This is a genomic window from Herbidospora daliensis, from assembly GCF_001570585.1.
GTDB lineage: Bacteria > Actinomycetota > Actinomycetes > Streptosporangiales > Streptosporangiaceae > Herbidospora > Herbidospora daliensis.
The window spans coordinates 633419-654173 of sequence record NZ_BBXF01000003.1 but is presented as its reverse complement, the minus strand read 5'-3'; the positions used below and the strand labels follow the sequence as shown (position 1 = coordinate 654173).

14 protein-coding genes are annotated in these 20755 nt (G+C 71.0%); 9 read left to right on the top strand and 5 right to left on the bottom strand.

Features of this window, described 5'->3' with window-relative positions; genetic code table 11:
- Positions 1-7: 7 nt before the first annotated feature.
- A complete protein-coding gene (locus AW274_RS18150; RefSeq protein ID WP_269750581.1) occupies positions 8-913 on the bottom strand; it encodes an NHL repeat-containing protein in 906 nt (301 codons plus the stop codon).
- An 81-nt stretch (positions 914-994) separates the two neighbouring features.
- Between AW274_RS18150 and AW274_RS18145 the strand changes: the two genes are divergently transcribed.
- The gene (locus AW274_RS18145) at positions 995-2434 is read left to right on the top strand and encodes a pyridoxal phosphate-dependent decarboxylase family protein (RefSeq protein ID WP_062433471.1); all 1440 of its coding nucleotides are present in this window, start codon (positions 995-997) and stop codon (positions 2432-2434) included.
- A 65-nt stretch (positions 2435-2499) separates the two neighbouring features.
- Here AW274_RS18145 and folP read toward each other — a convergent pair whose 3' ends face one another.
- Together folP and AW274_RS18135 are read right to left on the bottom strand one after the other, a co-directional pair.
- Complete coding sequence (folP, locus tag AW274_RS18140; protein WP_062433467.1) at positions 2500-3327, bottom strand: dihydropteroate synthase; 828 nt, start codon at positions 3325-3327, stop codon at positions 2500-2502.
- 134 nt (positions 3328-3461) lie between these two features.
- Positions 3462-4331 carry a LysR family transcriptional regulator gene (locus tag AW274_RS18135; protein ID WP_062433463.1) on the bottom strand — a complete coding sequence of 290 codons (870 nt, stop codon included), beginning with the start codon at positions 4329-4331 and terminating at the stop codon, positions 3462-3464.
- 462 nt (positions 4332-4793) lie between these two features.
- On the opposite strand from AW274_RS18135, the gene AW274_RS18130 reads away from it, so the two are divergent.
- The 3 genes from AW274_RS18130 to AW274_RS18120 all read left to right on the top strand — a co-directional run bounded on the left by AW274_RS18130 (position 4794) and on the right by AW274_RS18120 (position 9832).
- On the top strand, positions 4794-5795 hold the full coding sequence (locus AW274_RS18130) for a neutral zinc metallopeptidase (protein WP_062433460.1): 1002 nt from the start codon (positions 4794-4796) through the stop codon (positions 5793-5795).
- Between the two features lie 219 nt (positions 5796-6014).
- Positions 6015-7811, top strand: coding sequence for an LCP family protein (locus tag AW274_RS18125; protein WP_062433458.1), 1797 nt, complete (start codon positions 6015-6017; stop codon positions 7809-7811).
- A gap of 65 nt (positions 7812-7876) precedes the next feature.
- Positions 7877-9832, top strand: a complete 1956-nt coding sequence (locus AW274_RS18120) for a phospholipase D-like domain-containing protein (protein WP_157520381.1) — start codon at positions 7877-7879, stop codon at positions 9830-9832.
- A 60-nt stretch (positions 9833-9892) separates the two neighbouring features.
- Here the strand turns inward: AW274_RS18120 and AW274_RS39280 are convergent, their stop codons facing one another.
- Together AW274_RS39280 and AW274_RS18110 are read right to left on the bottom strand one after the other, a co-directional pair.
- A complete protein-coding gene (locus AW274_RS39280; protein ID WP_083974433.1) occupies positions 9893-11983 on the bottom strand; it encodes a ThuA domain-containing protein in 2091 nt (696 codons plus the stop codon).
- Positions 11984-11991: 8 nt separating this feature from the next.
- Positions 11992-15207 (bottom strand): carbohydrate-binding protein, encoded by a 3216-nt coding sequence (locus tag AW274_RS18110; RefSeq protein ID WP_062433451.1) that lies wholly within the window; start codon positions 15205-15207, stop codon positions 11992-11994.
- Between the two features lie 374 nt (positions 15208-15581).
- On the opposite strand from AW274_RS18110, the gene AW274_RS18105 reads away from it, so the two are divergent.
- The 5 genes from AW274_RS18105 (at position 15582) to AW274_RS18085 (ending at position 20736) form a co-directional block, all read left to right on the top strand.
- Positions 15582-16865 (top strand): ROK family transcriptional regulator, encoded by a 1284-nt coding sequence (locus AW274_RS18105; protein ID WP_198169267.1) that lies wholly within the window; start codon positions 15582-15584, stop codon positions 16863-16865.
- Positions 16866-17001: 136 nt separating this feature from the next.
- On the top strand, positions 17002-18444 hold the full coding sequence (locus AW274_RS18100; RefSeq protein ID WP_232320169.1) for a DUF2079 domain-containing protein: 1443 nt from the start codon (positions 17002-17004) through the stop codon (positions 18442-18444).
- A 128-nt stretch (positions 18445-18572) separates the two neighbouring features.
- Complete coding sequence (locus AW274_RS18095) at positions 18573-19934, top strand: S8 family serine peptidase (protein ID WP_062433448.1); 1362 nt, start codon at positions 18573-18575, stop codon at positions 19932-19934.
- Positions 19934-20182 (top strand): hypothetical protein, encoded by a 249-nt coding sequence (locus tag AW274_RS18090; protein WP_062331203.1) that lies wholly within the window; start codon positions 19934-19936, stop codon positions 20180-20182. Before AW274_RS18095 ends, AW274_RS18090 begins: the two co-directional genes overlap by 1 nt.
- Positions 20179-20736, top strand: a complete 558-nt coding sequence (locus tag AW274_RS18085) for a P-loop nucleotide/nucleoside kinase family protein (protein WP_062433445.1) — start codon at positions 20179-20181, stop codon at positions 20734-20736. Before AW274_RS18090 ends, AW274_RS18085 begins: the two co-directional genes overlap by 4 nt.
- Positions 20737-20755: the final 19 nt, after the last annotated feature.

Sequence of the window (20755 nt, the reverse complement as noted above, 5' to 3'; positions counted from 1 at the left end):
CTCCGTCTCAGCGGTCGATGGCCACGACGTCGTAGGGCGTCGTGGGCGTCGGGGTGGTGCTGAAGCGGCCGTTGGGCAGGTAGAGGCGGTCCTTGAACGCCGCGACGGTGGTCGGCACGTCGAACCGGGGGTCGGTCACCTTGCGGTCGATCGTGCCCTTCGTCGCGTGCCGGTCGAGCTTGACCCAGGTGACGGTGTTGAGGAAGTTCTGGACGACCACCAGCTGGCGGCCCTCCAGCAGCAGCCCGTCGCCGTTGGTGAGCAGTTCGGTCCCGAGGTCGACCTGCTTGGTGACGCCGGTCTTCTTGTCGACCCGGAACAGCTTGCCGGTGTTCGACTGGACCAGCAGCAGCGCCTTCCCGTCGGGCGTCTGGGCGATGCCGTTGACGTTGATGCCGGTCGTGTACGCCAGGTCGCCGGTCAGCGGGATCTTCTGGGCCTCGGCGGGCAGGCGGCCCCAGCGGCGCAGGTCGAGCCGGTAGAGCACGGGGTTGGTGGAGTCGGTGAAGTAGGCGGCGTCCCGGGTCAGCACGACGTCGTTCACGAACGAGGCGCCGGTGGCCAGGGTGTAGCTCTTGAGCACCTTCCCGGTGCGGGCGTCCAGCACCCGGGCGTTCCCGGCGGTGCCGCCCGCGACGAACAGGCGGTTGCGCTTGACCTTCAGGCCGAGCGAGGGGGTGCCGGGGCCCTCGTTGATGACGCGGCCCCTCCCGCTGCGCAGGTCGACCTTGTAGATCGCGCCGGAGGCGCGGGAGCCGAAGTAGGCCGAACGGCCCTCGTCGACGGCGACGCCCTCAGGCTGGAAGCCGGCGGGCAGGGGGAACGTGGTCGGGTATTTCGGAGTGGCCGCCGACGCGGCGGCGGGCGGAGCCGCCACCAAGACGGCTAAGAGTCCGGCAACGAAGGCTGCCACGCGCATGGAACGGGTCCCATCTGTCGTCGGGTCTCACGCAGGGCTGTGAGGCTTCCGTAAAGTGATCCGAATCGTCAACGTATGTCAGGAGATGTCACGGTGCTCCCCCACCACGGCGTGACCGCCGAGGAACTGCTCGCCCGCCTGGCCGAGGCGCAGCAGTCCGATCTCCCGGTCCGGGGCGGCCAGGTCACCGCCTACGTGTACGACACCGGCCGCCCCGAGGTCCACGAGGCGGGCGCGGCGGCGTACGCGGGCATGCTCGAGGTCAACATGCTCGACCCGACCGCGTTCCCCAGCATGGTCGCCCTGGAGAAGGACGTCGTCGGGGCCGTGGCCGCGGAGCTGGGGCAGCCGGGCGCGCCGGGCATCTTCACCAGCGGCGGCACCGAGTCGATCATGCTGGCGGTGAAGGCGGCCCGCGACTCCGCCGCGACCGACCGGCCGCAGATGGTGGTGCCGGTCACCGCGCACCCGGCGTTCCACAAGGCCGGGCACTACCTCGGGGTCGAGGTGGTCGCCGTGCCGGTCGACCTCACCACTTTCACCGTCGACCCCGCCGCCGTCGAGGCGGCCATGACCGAGCGGACCGTGCTCGTGGTGGTGTCGGCCCCCTCCTACCCGCAGGGCGTGATCGACCCGGTCGCCGAGGTCGCGGCGCTGGCCGCCGCGCGGGGCGTGCCCTGCCACGTCGACGCGTGCGTCGGGGGCTGGCTGCTGCCGTGGTTGCGGGAGGCCGGGGCCGAGGTGCCGCCGTTCGACCTGTCGGTGCCGGGCGTCACCTCGATCTCCTGCGACCTGCACAAGTTCGGGTACGCCCCCAAGGGCGCGTCGGTGCTGCTGTTCAAGGACGCGGCGCTGCGCCGCGCCGCCTACTTCGCCTCGGCCGCCTGGCCCGGCTACACGATCATCAACGCGACCGTGCAGAGCTCCCGGTCGGCCGGCCCGCTCGGCGGCGCGTGGGGCACCCTGCACGCGCTGGGCCGCGAGGGCTACCTCGACCTGGGCCGCACCACCCTGGAGGCCACCCGCCGGATCGCCGAAGGCGCCGCGAAGATCCCCGGCCTGCGGGTGCTGGGCGACCCGCAGGCCGCCCTGGTCGCCATCGCGGGCTCCCCCGAGGTCGACGTGTTCGTGCTGGCCGACGAGGCCCGCAGACGCGGCTGGTTCCTCCAGCCGCAGCTCTCCTACGCGGGCATCCCGGCGAACGTCCACATCACCGTCACCGGCGTGACCCTGGAACGGGTCGACGCGCTGCTCGCCGTCATCGCCGAATCGGCGCGGGCGGCCCGCGAACGCGGCCCGGCGGCGGTCCCCGAGGGCCTGCCGGAGCTGATCGCGTCGCTGAACCTCGACGAGCTCGACGACCCGACCTTCGTCGAACTGGCCGCCTCGGTCGGCATCGACCTGACCTCGCGCGACCAGCCGGAGATGGCCGCGGTCAACGCGGTCTTGGACGCGCTCCCCGTTAAGACCCGCGAGGCGATCCTGGTCAGGTTCCTGTCCGTGATCTACGGCTGACCAGAACCGCGCCCGGCCGGCGCATTGCCGACGGCAGGTCGGCGGCAGGTCGGCGTCGAGCCGGGTCAGCCGCGGGCGACCACGTTGAGGACCGTGCGGGCGGAGGCGGCGTCGTGGACCCGGAAGACCCGGGCGCCCTGGGCGGCGGAGATGGCCAGGGTGGCGAGGGTGCCGGCGTGGCGGCGGTCGACGGGGAGGCCGCCGAGGGTCTCGCCGACGAAGTCCTTGTTCGAGACGGCCACCAGGACCGGCCAGCCGGTCGCGACCATCTCGTCGAGGCGGCGGCTGAGCTCCAGGGAGTGGTAGGTGTTCTTGCCGAAGTCGTGGGCGGGGTCGATCAGGATGCGGTCCCCCGACACCCCCGCGGCGAGCGCCTTCTCCGCCAGATCGGTCGTGTACGCCACCACATCGCCGACCACGTCGTCGTAGGCGATCCGGTGGGGGCGGGTGCGCGGCTCGACGCGTCCGGCGTGGGCGCAGACCAGGCCGATGCCGTGCTCGGCGGCCACGTCGGCCAGCCGGGGGTCGACCCCGCCCCACGTGTCGTTGAGCAGGTCGGCGCCGGCCGCCGCGACGACCTCGCCGACCTCGGCGCGCCAGGTGTCGACGCTGATGATCACGGACGGGTGCCGGTCGCGGACCGCCGCCACGAGGTCGGCGACCCGGCGGATCTCCTCGGTCACGTCGACGTCGTCGCCCGGCCCGGCCTTCACGCCGCCGATGTCGACGATGTCGGCGCCCGCCTCGATCTGGCGGGAGGCGGCGTCGAGGGCGGCGGCGAAGCCGTAGGTCGCACCCCGGTCGTAGAAGGAGTCGGGCGTGCGGTTGACCACGGCCATGATCGCGTGGTCGCCGGGGCCGAACGCACGGCCACGAAGGCGCAGAGTAGACATCGTCAGCGAGCCTACTCCGCGCCTTCTCCGCGTCTGCCGGGACGAGGGAACGCTTCGGGAAATGGCCGATCCAGAAGTGCCCCCACAGATCCGGCCCCGAATCCGGCATGTCGGATTTGGAACGGTCCAAGCAATTAGGCGGCGGATCCTCCTTCTGCCAGGGTCACGAAGTCCTGCGCGGTCGCGGGCAGCCGTTTGCGGGCGTGCACGATCGCGATGATCTTCCTGGGGGCGGGGTCGAGCGACCGCACGACCAGGCCGGCGCGGGCCGCCTGCTCGGCCATGCCGCGATACCACAGGAGCGAGGCCTGACCTTCACGCACGGCGGGCAGCCACCGGGCCCGCTCGTCCGACTCCAGCGCGGGGATGGGCCGGACGCCGTACGAGGCGAAGATCTGGTCGAACTCCCGGCGGCGCGGGCTGCCCTGGCCGGGCAGCACCAGCCGCATGCCGTTGAGCCTGCTCATCGGCACCGGATCGGGCAGGTCGAGACCGGGCGGGGAGATCAGCACGATCTCCTGCCGCTCCAGCGGATGGCTGACCAGGTCGGTGGGCACCGGCAGGTCGGTCAGCCCGAGGTCGGCCCGCTGCTCGCGGACGGCGGTGACGACGCTGTCCCGCCCGTCGCAGCGGACGATGTGCACGCGGATCCCCGGATGCTCCGCCACGTAGGCGGGCAGCAGGCGACCCGCGAGCCCCGGTTCGAGGCTCGGCGTCGACGCGATGCGCAGTTCGGCTCCCGCCGTGTGCGACTGGGTCGCCAGCGCCTCGATCTCCCGGACGGCGTCGAGCGCCTCCCGGGCGAGCTTGACGACCCGCCGCCCCTGCGCGGTCACGACCACTCCCCGCCCGGAACGCGCGAAGAGGGTCATGCCGAGTTCCCGTTCGAGGTCCCGGATCGCGCGGGATAACGCGGGCTGCGCGATGTAGAGGGACCGTGCGGCGTCGGTCATGGTGCGGTGCTCTGCGGTGGCTACCACATAGCGGAGCTGTTGCAGATTCATGCCAAAGACGCTAGGGCAGACGAGCCGTCCGAATCCGGAACATCGCAGAGATCACCTCGCATGATTACGGCCCGTGCGCGATCAGTGCTACATCCGTGACGAGTGTGAAATCAGTATTGTTCTGCCCAATCTCCAACCAAGGGGGTCGAAGAGATGGGGCAGCCGTATCCACCGGCTCCCGGGCGTCACCCATACGGTCCAGGCGGCCCGCGGCCGCCCTTACCGGGGTACCCTGCACCCCCTCCCCCGGCCCAGCCGGCCCCCCGAGCCGCCCCGCCACCGCCCCCGCCGGGCCACCCCGCTCCCCCGCGCGCCCCGAGCCGCCCGGCACCCCTGGACGGCTCCGGAAACCAGGGACACCCAGCCCCGTATGGACATCCGGGACCGCCTTCACATCCGGGACCGAACGGGCACTCGGGTCCGCCCGGTCCGCCCTCGCGGCAGCCGCATTTTCCGCCCGGGATGCGGCCCGCGCCCGCGGGGCCCTATGGGCCGCCGCGGCAGATGCCGCCGCACTGGCAGCCTCGACGGAAGTCGAGCGCGGGGCCGATCATCGGGGGGATCCTCGGGCTGGTCGCCGTGGGGTTCGTGGTGGTCGTGCTCGGGGCGTCGGTCGCCGAGCGGCCGGACAGCGAGTCGGCGGTCGTCACGTCGTCGGGCGACGGGAGCCGGACGGTGCGCGAACCTCAGCGGCAGGAGCGTCGGCCCGTACAGGAACAGAAGGCGCCGCTCAACAGGTCGCTGAAGGAGAACACGGTCTACACGGCCGGCGCGCTGCCGCGCACCCGCTGTCCGGGCGGGCGGGCGAACGTGTTCGACCACAGGCAGATCAAGGCGCACATCCTGAAGACGGCCACGTGCATGGACCGGGCGTGGAAGGCGACGCTGGAGAAGGTCGGCATCCCGTTCGAGCCGCCGAAGTGGGTCATCGCCTCGGGCAAGGGCCGGGGGCCGTGCGGCGACTTCCCGCAGGCGAACAGCGCGGCGCCCTACTACTGCCCGCGCACCATGTCGGTGTACGCCTCCACCAAGGCCATGGCCAACGGCAACGGCGGCTCGGTCGGCTACGCGCGCATGTCGTCGTGGCACGGCGCCTACACGGCGATGATGGGCCACGAGTACGGCCACCACGTCCAGCAGCTCACCGGCCTGTCGCAGGCCCGCTGGGAGCGCAGCCTCGCCTCCGGGTCGGAGGGTCAGCGGCTGGCGCTGAGCCGGCGGCTCGAACTCCAGGCGAACTGCTTCGCCGGCATGTTCATGCGCTCGGTCGCGGCGAGCTATCCGGTCCCGGCGGCGCGGCGCAACGACCTGTTCACGTTCTGGGGCAACCTCGGCGACCACCCGGGATGGCCGCGTGACCACGGATCGCCGGGGAACAACGGCGTGTGGTTCCGGCAGGGGTGGCAGAAGCAGCAGGCGTACCAGTGCAACACGTGGGCGATGCCCGCGAAGGCCGTCTCGTAGACAAGGCCTTCTTTCCGGATGTGTTCAGTGTTGTCCAGATTTGAGGGCTAGAATCCCTGGGCATCGCACGGGCAACAACGAGCAGAGGAGCGGTCGACCATGGGTCGTGGGGGAGCCGCGGGTGACGAGTCACGTCAGAGACGCACCCGTAAGCGCCCCCAGAAGTCGTCCGAGGACTTCCCCGGCGGCGTAGCCGACGAAACATACGAAGAACAGCAGATGCCCGCAGAAGCGTCTGTACCGTCGGAACCCCCGCAGACCGGATCATTCGCCGCGATCCCGAAGACCGCCGGGCCGCAGCCCGACCCGGTCCCCAAGAACGCGGGACCGGCGGCCTCCGTCCGGCCCGACCTGGTCGTGCACTCGGGCGCCCCGAGCGGGGGCGTGCACGTGGGCGCCCCGCCGAACTCAAGCGGGCCGCAGTTCACGCCGCCGCCCGCCGTGCAGGGCCCGCCCGCCGAGCAGCGCATCGCCGACGACGAGGTGACCCGGCCGGGTCCGCCCCGCAGGCCCGCTCCCCTGCCGCCGCGCGGTCCCGCCAAGGGCGGCCGGGCGCCGAAGTTCGGGCGTCCGCTGACCACCGGCGGCGTCATCGGCTGGACCGCCCTGTCGGCGATCGTGCCGGGCGCCGCGCACCTGCGCAGCGGGCGGCGGAAGATGGGCTACGCCTTCCTCGGCACGTTCGGGCTCATCCTCGTGGCGGCCGTCGTGTTCGGCATCGGCATCCTCGGCGACGTCGGCTCGGCCGTCCGCGAGAGCACGCTCACGACCGTCCTGGTCGGCTCGGCGGTGCTCGCGCTGGCGTGGTTCGGGCTGGTGCTGATGTCCTACGTCTCGTTGCAGCCCGACCGGCTGCCGCAGCGGGGCCAGATCGTGTCGGGCGTCGTGGTGGGCGCGTTGTGCGTGGCCGTCATGGCGCCGTTCGCGTTCGCCGCGACGACGGTCAACGCGGCGCAGGACCTGCTGGAGAACTTCCCCAGCGACCACGACAGCACGAACCCGCAGGCCGTGCCCATCAAGGCGGCCGACCCGTGGAACGGCAAGAAGCGGGTCAACTTCCTGCTCATCGGCGGTGACGCGGCCGGCAACCGGATGGGCGTGCGCACCGACTCGATGCAGGTGGCCAGCGTCAACGTGCAGACCGGCAACACGATCCTGTTCGCGCTGCCGCGCAACCTCCAGCACGTCCACTTCAGCAAGAACAGCCCGCTCAACCGGCAGTTCCCGAACGGCTTCCGCGCCGAACTGCCCAACGGCGGCCTGCTGAACGAGGTCTGGCAGTACGCCGAGGACTACCCCAACCTGGGCGTGCGCGGCCCCACGGCGCTGAAGGACGCGATCAGCACCACGCTCGGCATCCACGTCGACTACTACGCCATGGTCGACATGTACGGCTTCGCCGCCCTCGTGGACGCCATCGGCGGCCTGGAGATCAACGTACAGACCGACATCAAGTACGGCGGCGTCTACGGCACCGCCGGCACCATCAAGGCGGGCAAGCGGGTCCTGAACGGCGAGCAGGTCCTCTGGTACGGCCGCTCCCGCGTCGGCAGCGACGACTTCTCCCGCATGGGCCGCCAGCGCTGCGTGATCGGCGCGCTGGCCCAGCAGGCGTCGCCCCCGGTCGTGCTGGCCAACTTCACGAAGATCGTCCAGGCGGCGAAGCGGCTGTTCCGCACCGACATCCCTCGCCCCCTGCTGGAGCACCTGGTGACGCTCGGCATGAAGGTGAAGGACGCCAAGATCACCAGCACCCAGTTCGTGCCCCCGCAGATCTGGCCGGGCAGCGCCGACTGGGAGAAGATCAAGAAGATGGTCCTCACGGCCATCCGCAAGTCCAACGGCGCGGCGGCCCCCGTCCAGGCGGGCGTGACGGCCTCCCCGAGCGGCCCCAACCCGTCGGCCTCGGGCGCCGGCCCGAGCCCGACCCCGACGGCGGCCAAGCCGACCCTGACACCGACGCCGAACTCCCAGGCGACCGAGGACAAGTCGCTCGCCGAGCTCTGCGGGTTCTGACGCTTTACCTTGGCCCGGTGTGGCCCGCCGCCGCGGAGGCGGGCCGCCCGGGTTGAGTGGCGTTCATGAGAATGGCCATGATCGGCATGGTGGTGGCCGCGGCCGCCGCCGTCCCGTCCTCTCCGGCGTCGTCGTCGACCACGCCGACGCCCTATCTCGACCGGATCGAGCGGGCCGTCAGGCACGTGTCGCCCGGCCTGGAAGGCCACGTCTGGGAACGCACGAGCGGCAACCGGCTCGACGACTCGGCGGGCAGCTGGTTGTTGCAGACCCCCGACTGCTGGGGGGTCAACCCGTGCGTGCCGACCGATTCGCTGGGCGGGCGGCCGGGCACCAAACGGCTCCTCGCCAAGATCAGGGACAACATCGGCGAGGCCACGAGCACGGTCGACATCACCGCGCTCGGCTGCCCGAGCGTGCCCGGCTCGCCATGCGAGACCTTCCCTGATGGGGACTTCTTCGACGCCATCGTGATGGGGCTGAAGAGGGCGGCGCTGCGGTCGCCGACGAAGATCACTTTCCGGATGCTGGTGGGCGCGCCGGTGCTGAGCCTGGCCGGCAACCCGCAGAGGTGGCTCGACGACCAGGTGAAGAAGACCCTCGGCCCGAGGGCCTCGGCCAACGTCGTGTTCCAGGTGGCGACGATGACCACCTCGTACGCGGGCGCCCCGCTCGTCCCGGTCGGCGGCTTCACGCCCTCCTGGAACCACTCCAAGCTGATCGTCGTCGACGGGCGCACCATCATCACCGGCGGGGTCAACCCGTTCGCCCGGGGCTACATCGAGGGCCCCAACCCCGTCACCGACGTGATGATGGCGGTCCGGGGGCCCGCGGCCAGGTCGGCGGCCGACTACATCGACCGCATCTGGGAATGGACCTGCGCCAACCGCAACGACCTGAACCTGGGCGCGCTCACCGGCTCGTGGGTGTGGCCGAGGTTCCGCGACTGCGTCGCCCGGCTGCCCACCCCCGCCGCCGAACAGGCGGGCGACCTCGACATGCTGATGGTCGGCGGCCTCGGGGTCGGCGTCCAGGACGAGGACAGCCGATCGGATTACACGTTGTCCGAGCTCAGGGACCCCGACGACGCCAAGTGCACCAGGAGCTTCGCCGACGAGGACGTGGTCAACTTCGACCGCGACTACCAGACCGTCAACCCCGAGGAGACCGCGCTCCGGGAGATGGTGGCCTCCGCCACCCGCTCGACCGTCTTCTCCCAGCAGGACCTCTACGGGTGGTGCGCGTCCATCAGGGGCCCGCTGAAGGCCGTCCAGCCGCTCGGCGACCTGCGCCTGCTCGACGCGCTCGCCGCCAGGATGATCCAGGGCGTGAAGGTCCGCGTCGTCGTCTCCACGCCGGGCAGCCAGGAGTCCACGACCGACGATCTGCGCCACTTCACCGACCTGCTGCGCAGACGCATCGCCCTGCAGGCGGGGGGCCGCCAGGAGGCCGAGGCCGTCATGCTCGACACCCTCCAGTACGCGGCGATGCGCAGCAGCGACGAGCCGCAGTGGAAGGGCGAGACCGGCAAGGGCGAGAACTGCGACAAGAAGAACACCAAGTGCGCCTACGCCCTGCACAGCAAGGTGATCGTGGTGGACGACCAGATCTTCTACATCGGCTCCAAGAACGTCTACCCGTCCTTCCACCTCGACGCCGGCTACTTCGTCGAGGACGCGGCCGCGGTCGCGCACCTCAAGGCCGAGTTCCTCGACAAGCAGTGGCGGTATTCGCGCGACGGCGCCCGCTACGACTGGCAGAAGAACCGCCCGCCGGCCCTGGTCTCCATCCGGACCGGCCGGGTGGGCGACGGGTCGCGGGTCAGGGTGAACGTCACGGCCGAGACCTCTTCGGGCGGCGGCTACCTCGTCGCCCACGGCAACCGGATCGGCTGCCGTGAGGTGCGTTCCGGGGACGCGTGCTCGTTCGAGGCGGCCGCCGCGATCGTCGGCACGAAACTCGACGTCGTCGACCTGAAGACCCGGCGCTTCACCCAGGTGGAGGTCCCGCCCGCCCGCTGAACGGAGAACGGGGGAAGCCCCGGGGCCGCGTCGCGGCGCCCGGGGCTTCGGGTGGTGCGGTTACTTCTCGATGGTGAACTGGTCGACGTCGAACAGGGAGCCCGAGCCGCCCGTGAACCTCAGGAAGATCGCCCCGGAGGCCGAGCTCGTCAGGTTCGCCGAGACGCTCTGGAAGGTGTCCCAGCTGCCGGTGTTCGGGATCGTCACCGTCCCGATCTGGGTGCCGGTCGCCGAGCCCGCGCGGACCTGGATCTGGCCGCCCGGTCCGGCCGAGCTGTAGCGCACCGTGATGCGGGTCGCCCCGTTCGCGGTGACCTGGGTGTAGCCGGCCCAGTCGCCGTTGTCGATGTGGCCGAGGGTCTGGCCGCCGACGGCGGGGCCGTGGGCGGCGATCTGGGTGCCCGACTGCGACGTCGCCGCCTCGCCCTGGACCGTGGTCTGCGTCGGCGTGCTGCCGGTGGTCAGGGTGATGGTGTCGACGTCGAGCAGGGCGCCGGAGCCGCCGCTGAAGGTGAGGAACAGCGGGCCCGACGCGTTGCTGTTCAGCGAGGTGGTGACGGTCTGGAAGGTGTCCCAGCTGCCGGTGTTCGGCACGTTGACCGTGCCCAGCACCGTGCCGGTCTGGGAGCCCGCCCGGATCGTGATGGTGCCGCCGGGGCCGCCCGAGGAGACGCGGGCGGAGAAGCTGTTCTTCCCGGCGGTGGAGAAGTTGCTGTAGCCGACCCAGTCGCCGTTGTCGATGTAGCCGACGGTGGTGCCGCCGCTGGCGGCGGCGTGCCCGGCGGGCTGCACCCCGGAGTTCGAGGTGTACGACTCGGCCTCGATCGTGGCCGGCTGCTGCGGCGGGTTGCCGCTCAGCTCCTTGATGCGGATGTTGCGGAACGACACGTCGTCACCGGTGCCGTGGTTCTGGATGCCGATGTAGCCCTGGACGAGCGACCGGTTGGCCACGGTGTTGGTGAAGTCGTTGATCAGGCGGCCGTTCAGGTAGACGCGCAGCCGCTCGCCCTCGACGAGGATCTCGTAGCCGTTCCACTCGCCCGGGGGGTTGAGTGCGGCGTCGCGGGCGCCGACGTCGGCCGACTTGAAGCCGTAGACCGAGCCCGTCGTCTTGTCGGAGGTGTCGGTGGCGTCGATCTGGATCTCGTACCCGTTGTCGATGGCCGACTGGGGGTTGGTGGACGACGGGAAGCCGACGAAGATGCCGGAGTTGTCGTCGCCGTCCATCTTCCAGTCGAGCTTCAGCGAGTACGAGCCGTACTCCTTGGCGGAGTACCAGAGCATGCCCATGCCGCCGGTCGACTTCAGGGTCGCGTCGGAGTTGGTGAAGCTGCCCGGTCCGGCCTGCGACCAGCCGGTGGTGGAGCCGTTGTAGATCGGCGTGTAGCCGGTCTCGACGCGGCAGTCCTGCTTGGCCCAGCCGGCCGCGTACCGGATGCCGCCGAGCAGCAGCGTGCGGAACGCGGTCTCGCCGTAGGTCGACTGGGTGTGGCCCAGACCGGTGTAGAAGCTGCGGCCGTTGTTCACGTTCTTGCACCAGGTGATGGGATGGTCGCCCATCCCGCCACCCGAGTAACTCGATTCGTCGAGATTTTGCAGGATCTTCGCGCTGTTTCTCGGGTTCGTGCGGTACGAATACCACTCGTCAGATCGCGACCAGGTGCCGCCCAGGTGGGCGGTGGCCGCGTGGGCGCGGTCCTCGGTGCGGATGGTGGCCGTCTGGATGGCCGGGTGGCTCTGGAACCACGCGCCGACGAGGTTGCCGTAGTACGACCAGTCGTACTCGGTGTCGGCCGCCGCGTGCACGCCGACGTAGCCGCCGCCGCCGTTGACGTAGTTCTCGAACGCGGTCTGCTGGGTTGCGTTCAGCACGTCGCCCGTGGTGCTCAGGAAGACGACGGCCTTGAAGTTGGCCAGGTTGCCGGCGGTGAACGCGCCGGCGTCCTCCGTCGCGGTGACGGTGAAGTTGTTGGCCGAGCCGATGGCCTGGATCGCCGCGATGCCCTGCGGGATCGAGTCGTGCCGGAAGCCCGCCGTCTTGGAGAAGACGAGCACCTGGTAGGCCGGGTCGGCGGCGTGCGCCGCCGTCGGCGTCAGCGTCGTCGCGGCGACGGCCGCCGCGGCGATCGCGCCGAGGAGTCTGCGCTTCATGTCCCGCCTCACTTCTGGATGGTGAAGGTGTCGACGTCGAAGAGGGCGCCCGAGCCGCCGGTGAACCGGAGCACGACCTGGCCCGTCGCCGAGCCGGACGTCAGGCTCGCCGTCGCCGTGGCGAAGGTCTCCCAGCCGCCGGTGTTCGGGATCGCGAGGGTGCCGAGCACCGTCCCGGTCGCCGAGCCGGCCCGCACCTCGATGGTCCCGCCGGGACCGGCCGAGGAGTAGCGGACCGAGATGCCGGTGGCGCCGTTCACGGTGACCTGGTTGTAGGCGGCCCAGTCGCCGCTCTCGATGTGCCCGGCGGTCAGGCCGCCGCTCGCCGGGGTGTGCGTGGCGACCTGCACGCCCGAGGTGGACGTGAAGGCCTCGCCCTCGACCGTGGTGCTCGGCGGCGGGGTGCTGCCGAGCGAGAAGGTGTCGATGTCGAACAGCGCGCCCGACCCGCCGGTGAAGGTGAGGAAGAGGGCGCCGGTGCCGTTCCCGTTGAGCGTCGTGGAGACGTTCTGGAAGGTGTCGAAGCTGCCGGTGTTCGGGACCGCGACCGTGCCGAGGACGGCGCCGGTCTGGCTGCCCGAGCGGATCGTGATGGTGCCGCCGGGGCCGCCGGAGGAGATCCGGGCGGTGAACGAGGTCTTGCCCGAGGTGCTGACGTTGGAGTAGCCGGCCCAGTCGCCGTTGTCGATGTAGCCGACGGTCAGACCGCCAGAAGCGGCGGCGTGGGCCGCGGTCTGAACGCCGGAGTTCGACGTGAACGCCTCGCCCTCGATCGTCCCGGCGGGCGGGTTGCTCGTGCCGCCGTTGATGGTGAACGCGTCGAGGTCGAACAGGTTGCCCTGGCCGGTGACGCCCTTGAAGACCAGGAACAGCGTGGTCGTCGAGGTCGGCACGTTGCTCAGGTTGGCCGTGACGTTGGTGAAGGTGTCCCAGCTGCCGGTGTTGGCCACCGTGGCGGTGCCCAGCAGGGTGCCGGTCGCCGAGCCCGCGCGCACTTCGAGGGTGCCGCCGACGCCGCCGGAGGAGACCCGGGCGACGAACGAGGTGGCGCCCGTCAGGTTGTACGGGGTGAAGCTGACCCAGTCGCCGTTGTCGACGAACCCGACCGTGGTGCCGCCCTCGGCGGCGGCGTGCTGGGCGGTCTGGACGCCGTTCTGGGCGCCCCAGTGCTCGCCCTGGCGGTGCCGGGGCTGGAGGGTGCGGGTGACCGTGGTGGTCAGGCCGCCGTTGTCGGTGTACTCGGCCGTGAAGACGCCGTAGATGTTGGCGGCGGCGTCGTGCTCGCCGTCGGTCGGCACGGTGATGGTGCCCGAGCAGCCGTCCTTGGAGGTGATCTGGTGGGAGTGGCTGTCGTGGCCGAGGAAGTAGGTGAACTTCACCCGGGCGCAGTTGATCGTGCCGTCCTGCGGGTCGCTGACCGAGATCGTGTACGGGATCGTGTCGCCGAAGTTGAACAGCGCGCCGCTCAGCGGGGTCTGCAGGTTGACCGTCGGGGCGGTGTTGCCGACCGTGATCGTCACGTTCGCCGAGCCGGTCAGGCCGCCGCTGTCACGGACCGTCAGGGTCACGTTGTAGGTGCCGTTGGCGGTGTAGGTCTTCGACGGGTTGGCGGCCGTGGAGGTGGTGCCGTCGCCGAAGTTCCACGCGTAGGTGAGCGCCGAGCCCTCGGGGTCGGACGAGCCCGCCGAGGAGAAGCTCACCGCGAGCGGGGCGACGCCGGAGGTCGGGGTGGCCGCGGCCTTGGCGATCGGGTTGCGGTTCGCGCCGCCGATGTACTCGATGCGGTAGAGGGCCTGGTTGCCCGAGCCGGTGCCGTAGTCGAGCACGTACAGGGCGCCGTCGGGGCCGAAGGCCATGTCCATGACCTGGGTGCCGGTCCACGGGAAGCCGCTGATCTCGCCGACGCCGCCCGAGGAGGTCACCGCGATGGCCTTGATCCAGCGGCGGCCGTACTCGCCGGCGAAGAAGCGGCCGTCGAGCGACTGCGGGAACTTGACCGGGGAGGTGTTGTTCGGGTCGTAGCGGTAGACCGGGCCGCCCATCGGGGACTCCGAGCCGCCGCCGAACTCCGGCGGGCTGCCGGCCTCGCCGCCGTAGCGGATCCAGGCGGGCTTGGCCGGCGGCAGGGTCTGCAGGCCGGTGTTGCGGAACGAGTTGTTGGTCGGGCCGGCCGCGCAGTTGTACTTGGCCTGCGACGGGCCGCTCGGGAACGTGTACTCGTTGTAGGTCTCGGCCGTGGTGTTGTTGCCGGTGCAGTAGGGCCAGCCGTAGTTGCCCGCCGAGGTGATGCGGTTGAACTCGACCTGGCCGCCGGGGCCGCGGTTGGCGTCGGCGCCGCCGGCGTCGGGGCCGTAGTCGCCCAGGTAGACGATGCCGGTCGCCTTGTCGACGCTCATCCGGAACGGGTTGCGCAGGCCCATCGCGTAGATCTCGGGACGGGTGTTGGCGGTGCCCGACGGGAAGAGGTTGCCCGACGGGATCGTGTACGTCCCGTTCGACTGGGGCTTGATGCGGAGCACCTTGCCGCGCAGGTCGTTGGTGTTGCCCGAGGAGCGCTGCGCGTCGAACTGCGGGTTGCGGTTGGTGCGCTCGTCGATCGGGGTGTAGCTGTTCGACTCGAACGGGTTCGTGTCGTCGCCCGTGGTCAGGTAGAGGTTGCCCTGGGCGTCGAAGTCGATGTCGCCGCCGGCGTGGCAGCACTGGCCGCGGTCGTTGTCGACCCGCAGCACGATCACCTCGCTGGCCATGTCGATGGTGTTGCCCGTGGTCAGCGTGAACCGGGACAGGTAGAACTGCCCCTTCCAGGTGTTCCAGTCGGTCTGGGTGCCCGTCGTCGGCGCGTCGCCGTTGGGGGTGCTCAGCCGGGGCGAGTAGTAGAGCCAGATGTGCCGGTTGGTGGCGAAGTTCGGGTCTACCGCCACGCCCTGCAGGCCCTCCTCGTCGTGCGTGTACACGTTGAGCGTGCCCGCGAGCGAGGTGTTGCCGTTGACGTCGGTGATCCTGACCTGGCCGCCGCGCGCGGTGTGCAGGACGGACCGGTTCGGCAGCACGGCCAGGGACATCGCCTCACCGAGCTCGCCAGGTCCGGTGGCGAGCGCGACTTGCTGGTAGTCCGAGGCCGGGATGTCGGCCGCGTGGGCGCTGGGTGGCGCCACGACGACGCCCATCGTCACCAGGAGCGTGGTCAGGGCGGCTAACGCCCGTAACCGGTGGGGTCGAGACATGTAGGGGGTGATCCTTTCCTGACCAGGGGATTCAGTCAGGCAAGGCGCGCGCCGCCGCGCTTGTGCCCGGGCTACAACAGGTAAATCGGGGTCATGCCGACGCAAATCACGACGGTGCCACGTCACTGAGATGCGTCATTCCGTCTAACTTTTGCGTAACAGCTGATGGAATTTACCGATTTCTAACACACCTGTCATCCCCGTGTACAGACCCGGGACTCTGCGGAACGGGCCAGAGTTTCGTGTTACGAAACTGTAATGCAAGGCGAAGCGGTTCGACACTTGTGGCACATGCGTCCAGGACATTTAATTCGGCGAGGCATGCAAATTAATTCGAGACGAACGGCCGCAAGCAGACCGACGGGAAGCAAGACGTGCGACTAACCTCAGGGCCCGCGCTGGGCAGGAACGGCTCCACGGGCGTGCCCGTCGATCAGACCATGATCCGCCGGTCCAACCTGTCGCTCGTCCTGCGTCACCTCCAGGAGCACGGCCCCCGCTCGCGTTCGGCGGTCGCCGCCGAGACCGGGCTGAACAAGGCGACCGTCACCAGCCTCGTCGGCGAGTTACGAGCCCGTGGCCTTATCCGCGAGATCGGCCCCCAGCACGCCGGCTCCGTCGGCCGTCCCGGCCTCGCCCTGGCCCTCGACGGCGCGGGCGTCGGCGCCCTCGGGCTCGAGATCAACGTCGACTACATCGCCGCCTTCGCCACCGACCTGGCGGGCCGCGTCCTGGTCGACCGCCGCGTCGGGTTCGACGCCATGGGCTGTGAGCCCGAGCAGTCGCTCGACGAGCTCGCCCGCGTGGCCCGCGACGCGATAGCCGAACTCCACATGCTGGGCGTGCGGGTGGCCGGGATAACGGTCGCCGTGCCCGGCCTCATAGACGGCACCAACGGGGTCGTCCACGTCGCCCCGAACCTCGGCTGGTACGGCGTCCCCGTCGCCGAGCGCCTCTGGGAGGTCGCCCCCGGCGTCCCGGTCACCGTCGCCAACGACGCCAACCTGGCCGCGCTGGCCGAGTTCACCAACGGCGTGGCCGCCGGATCGACCGACATGGTCTACCTGACCGGTGAGGTCGGCGTCGGCGGCGGCATCATCGCCGGCGGACGCCTCCTCGGCGGCGCCGACGGCTTCGCCGGTGAAGTGGGCCACGTCATGGTCGACTCCTCCGGCGAGCGCTGCGGCTGCGGCCGCATCGGCTGCTGGGAGACCAAGGTGGGGCTGGCCGCGCTGGTGCGCATGGTCACCCCCGACCACGCCTACGGGGTGCGCGACGGCATCGTCCGCGACCCCGAGGAACGCCTGAGCGAGATCGAGCGCCGCCTGGCGGCGGGCGATCCCCAGGTCGACCACGCCCTGGCGGAGGTCGGCCGCTGGCTGGGCCGCGGCTCCGCCACCCTCGTCCGGCTCTTCAACCCCCGGGTCATCGTCGTCGGCGGCTTCTTCGCGCGGCTGGAGGGGCACATCCTCCCGCGCGCCCAGGCGGAACTCGCCCGCCTGGGGGTCACCGGCTCCGTCGCCCGCTGCACCTTCGTCGCCTCCGACCTGGGCTTCGGCGCCGCCTCGCGCGGCGCGGCCGGGGTCGTGGTCGACCGCGTCCTGGCCAATCCGACCACTGTGGAGATACCGCCCACCACTCTGAGCACCTTGGCCTGACGCGACCCCAGACTCCCGTTCGCCTGGCTTTCCGGTTCTTCGTGGCGCCGACCTCGCCGACCTCGGCGCCACGGGGATGTGCCACCCGGAGGCCAGGCGGACGGGCTTTTCACGTCAGGGGTTCTGGGACGATGTGATGGTGTTTCTCCCGATCACCCGCCATCTGACCCCTCATCGCATCGGCGTCTGGTCACTGGCCTGGGTGTCGGCGGTGACCTACGCGCTGCTCGGCCTGGTGAGGTTCGGGACGTTCCGGGCGACCATCTTCGACCTCGTGATCGTCGACCAGGCGGTGCGCGGCTACGCCTCCTTCGGGCCGCCCTACGCCCCCTCGGTCGGCGTGCAGAAGGGCTACGGGCTCGACTTCCTCCAGCTGGCCGACCACTTCTCCCCCATCTACGCGCTGCTCGCCCCCTTCTACGCGATCCACGACAGCCCCCGCACCCTGATCATCTGCCAGGCCGCCCTGTTCGCCGCCGCCATCCCGTTCCTGTGGATGTACGCCCGCAGGCGGCTGGGGGTCGTGGCCGCCTACCTCGTGGCCGGGGCCTACGCGGTGTCGTTCCCGGTGGCCCAGGCGGTCAACTTCGACGTCCACGAGGTCATGTTCGTCCCGGTGCTGAGCGCGATCATGATCGAGCGCTTCGACCGGGGCCGGCGGCTGCCCGCCTACCTCGCGGCGTTCGGGCTGCTGCTGGTCAAGGAGGACATGGGGCTGATGCTGATCGGCTTCGGCGCGGCGCTGGCGCTGACCCGCAGGCGGCTCGACGGCGCGATCGTGGCCGCGATGGGCCTCGGCGCGCTGGCGCTGATCCGGGGGGTGCTGATCCCGTGGGCGGGCGGCTCCAACGACAACCACTGGCGCTACACCCACCTCGGCGAGACGCTCCCGGCGGCGGTGCTGAAGCTGGTGAGCGATCCGCTCAACACCCTCCACCTGGTGTTCGGCGACGCCGGGAAGATCGACACGCTGGTGCTGCTCTGCTGGCTGACGCTGTTCCTGTGCCTGTTCTCGCCGCTGATCCTGGCGGCCGCGCCGATGGTGCTGGAGCGGCTCGTCTCGGAGAACAGCCTGTGGTGGTCGACCGAGTACCACTACAACGCCTTCGTCGTGGCGATCGTCTTCTGCGCCGGGGTCGACGGCGCGACCCGGCTGCTGCGACGCATCAGGGGTGACGAGGCGAAGCGGATCGCGGTGATCGCGTGGGCGGCCGCGGTGGCCGTCGCCGGGCTGACCCAGGTCCCCCGGTTCGCCTTCGACCAGCTCGCCGACCCCGGCTTCTACAAGCCGCACGACCGGTCGGCGGCGGCGTACCAGGCGATGGCCGTGATCCCCGACGGCGTGGTGGTCGAGGCGCCCAACCACATGGGCCCGATGCTGACCCACCGGACGACCGTGCTGGTCTGGGAGCCCACCCCCCGCAGCGCGCCGTGGGTGCTGGCCGACCTCGGGCAGTGGGCCTGGCCGTGGGGGTCGGTCGACGACGCGAAGAACGCGGTCGAGGAGCGCCGGGCGGCGGGCTACATGGTGGTGTTCGAACGCGACGGCTTCGTCGTGCTGCACAAGCCGGGGAGTTAGATCGTCGTACCACTCCGGAGGTATCGACGGGTACGGAGTGGATTGACGCGACTTCATCCGGTGGACCGGTCGGCGGGCGTACGCGAGATTGGTGGGCGTCGACTCCCCCTGACCGGATGGAAGCTCCCATGCGCGTGCTCGTCCAGCTCCGCCCCGCCCCCGACGTGGTCGCCGCGGTCGCCGACCCCACCGTGACGGCCACCGCGGCCGACGTCGCCAACGGGCTCCCCGGCGTGCTGCTCGACCCCACGTTCACCCCCGTCGCGGTGCCCCGGCCGCTGCCCGCCCGCGCGGGCGGCGACCCGCTGTCGCTGAACCAGCCGCTGATCTTCTCGATGGCGCCCCGCGACGCCTCGGTGCTGGTCCGGGGCGAGATCGCCGACGACGAGGTGTCGACCCGGCTGGCCCTGCTGCCCGGCCGGGGCGGCGTGGTCGGCGTCTATGCCGACCCGGTCATCCAGACCTCCCTCACCTGCGGCGGCGACGGTCCCGTCGGCGGCTGGCGCGACGTGCGCCGGCTGCTCGCCGTCGAAAGACTCCACGCCGAGGGGTACGACGGCTCCGGGGTCGCCCTGGCCGTCACCGACACCGGGGTGAACCAGCGTCACGTGTCGGCCGCCCTGGGCGGCGACTTCACGCTCGACCGGGAGCGCAGCTGGTCGCCCGACGGCGTGCTCGGGCGGCCGGGCGAGTTCGACGTCGACCACGGCACGATGTGCGCCTTCGACGCGCTGCTGGCCGCCCCGAAGGCGTCGGTGATCGACATCCCGGTGCTGCTGTCGCGCCGCCCCGGCGGCTCGGCGCTCGACGGCCTGCTGTCCGACGCGATGGCCGCCTTCGCCCACCTGCGCACCGTGCTCGACGCCCAGCCCGCCGAGTCGCGGGCTCTCGTGGTCACCAACAGCTGGGGCTCCTTCTCCCCCGACTGGGACTTCCCGCCCGGCCACCCCGGCAACTACTCCGACAACCCCGCCCACCCGTTCAACCTGATCGTCGGCTCGCTGGCCGCCGCCGGGGCCGACATCCTGTTCGCGGCCGGCAACTGCGGGCGCGAGTGCCCCGACGGCCGCTGCGCCTATCCCGACCAGCCGATCACCGGGGCCAACTCCCACCCGGCGGTGTTGTCGGTGGCCGGGGTCGACGTGACCGGCGAGCGGGTCGGCTACTCCTCGCAGGGCCCCGGCCGCCTGGCCGACCGCAAGCCCGACCTGGCCGCCTACACCCATTTCGCCGGGTCGGGGGCGTTCGGCCCCGGCGAGCCCGACTCGGGCACCAGCGCCGCCTGCCCGGTCGCGGCCGGGGTCGTGGCGGCGATCCGGTCGCGGGTGCCGTCCACGGTCCTCTCGCCGTCCGATTTGAGGACTTTGCTGATGAGAAGTGCCGATGATCGTGGTGTGCTGGGGTATGACTACGACTACGGATACGGAGTCGTGAACGTGCCCGGCATCGTCGAGGCCCTGCATGCTAGGGCGACCGGAGTTGTTGTGTGATGGTTCTGATCACCGTACGGCTGCCGCGCGGCGCCACCCTTGACATGGCGCTGCGCGAACTGCGGCTGAAAAAGGAAGAAGTCGACGTCGGCTACGGCGTCGTGGCGATCGACCCCGACCACGGGCTCTACGGCCTGCGGGTCAGCGCCATGGCCGCCCACCGGCTGACCGCGACCCCCGAGGCGATGGACGGCCCGTGGGCCGATCCGAAGATCGAGCCGATGGGGCCGCCCAGGAAGGACCGATGACCTGCTGGATCGTGGCGGGCCCGCCCGGGAGCGGCAAGACCACACTGTGTGAGCTCCTGCTGGCCCGCCTCGACCCGGTGCCCGCCCTGCTCGACAAGGACACCATGTACGGCGGCATGGTCAGCGCGATCCTGGCCGCCGCCGGCCGCGACGAGGGCGAGCGCGAGGGCCCCTGGTACGACCAGCACATCAAGAGGTACGAGTACGCGGGCATGACCGTCACCGCCCGGGAGATCCGGCGCCACGGCACGCCCGTCCTGCTGAGCGGCCCCTTCACCGGCCAGGTCCACTCGAAGTCCCGCTGGGACGAATGGGCCGAGGAGCTGGGCGGCGGCGACGTCCGGCTGCTCTGGGTCAGGTCCGACGCGGCGACCCTGCGCGAGCGCATCGTCGCCCGAGGGCTCGAACGGGACCGGGGGAAACTGGCGGCGTTCGCGGCCTACCTGAAGGCGATCAAGGTCGACGAACCGCCCGTCGTCGATCACGTCGAGATCGACAACCGCCCCGGGGCGGAGCCGATGGAACGGCAGCTGGAGCGCCGGGGAATCGTCTGACGCGATGCCGGTTATGTCA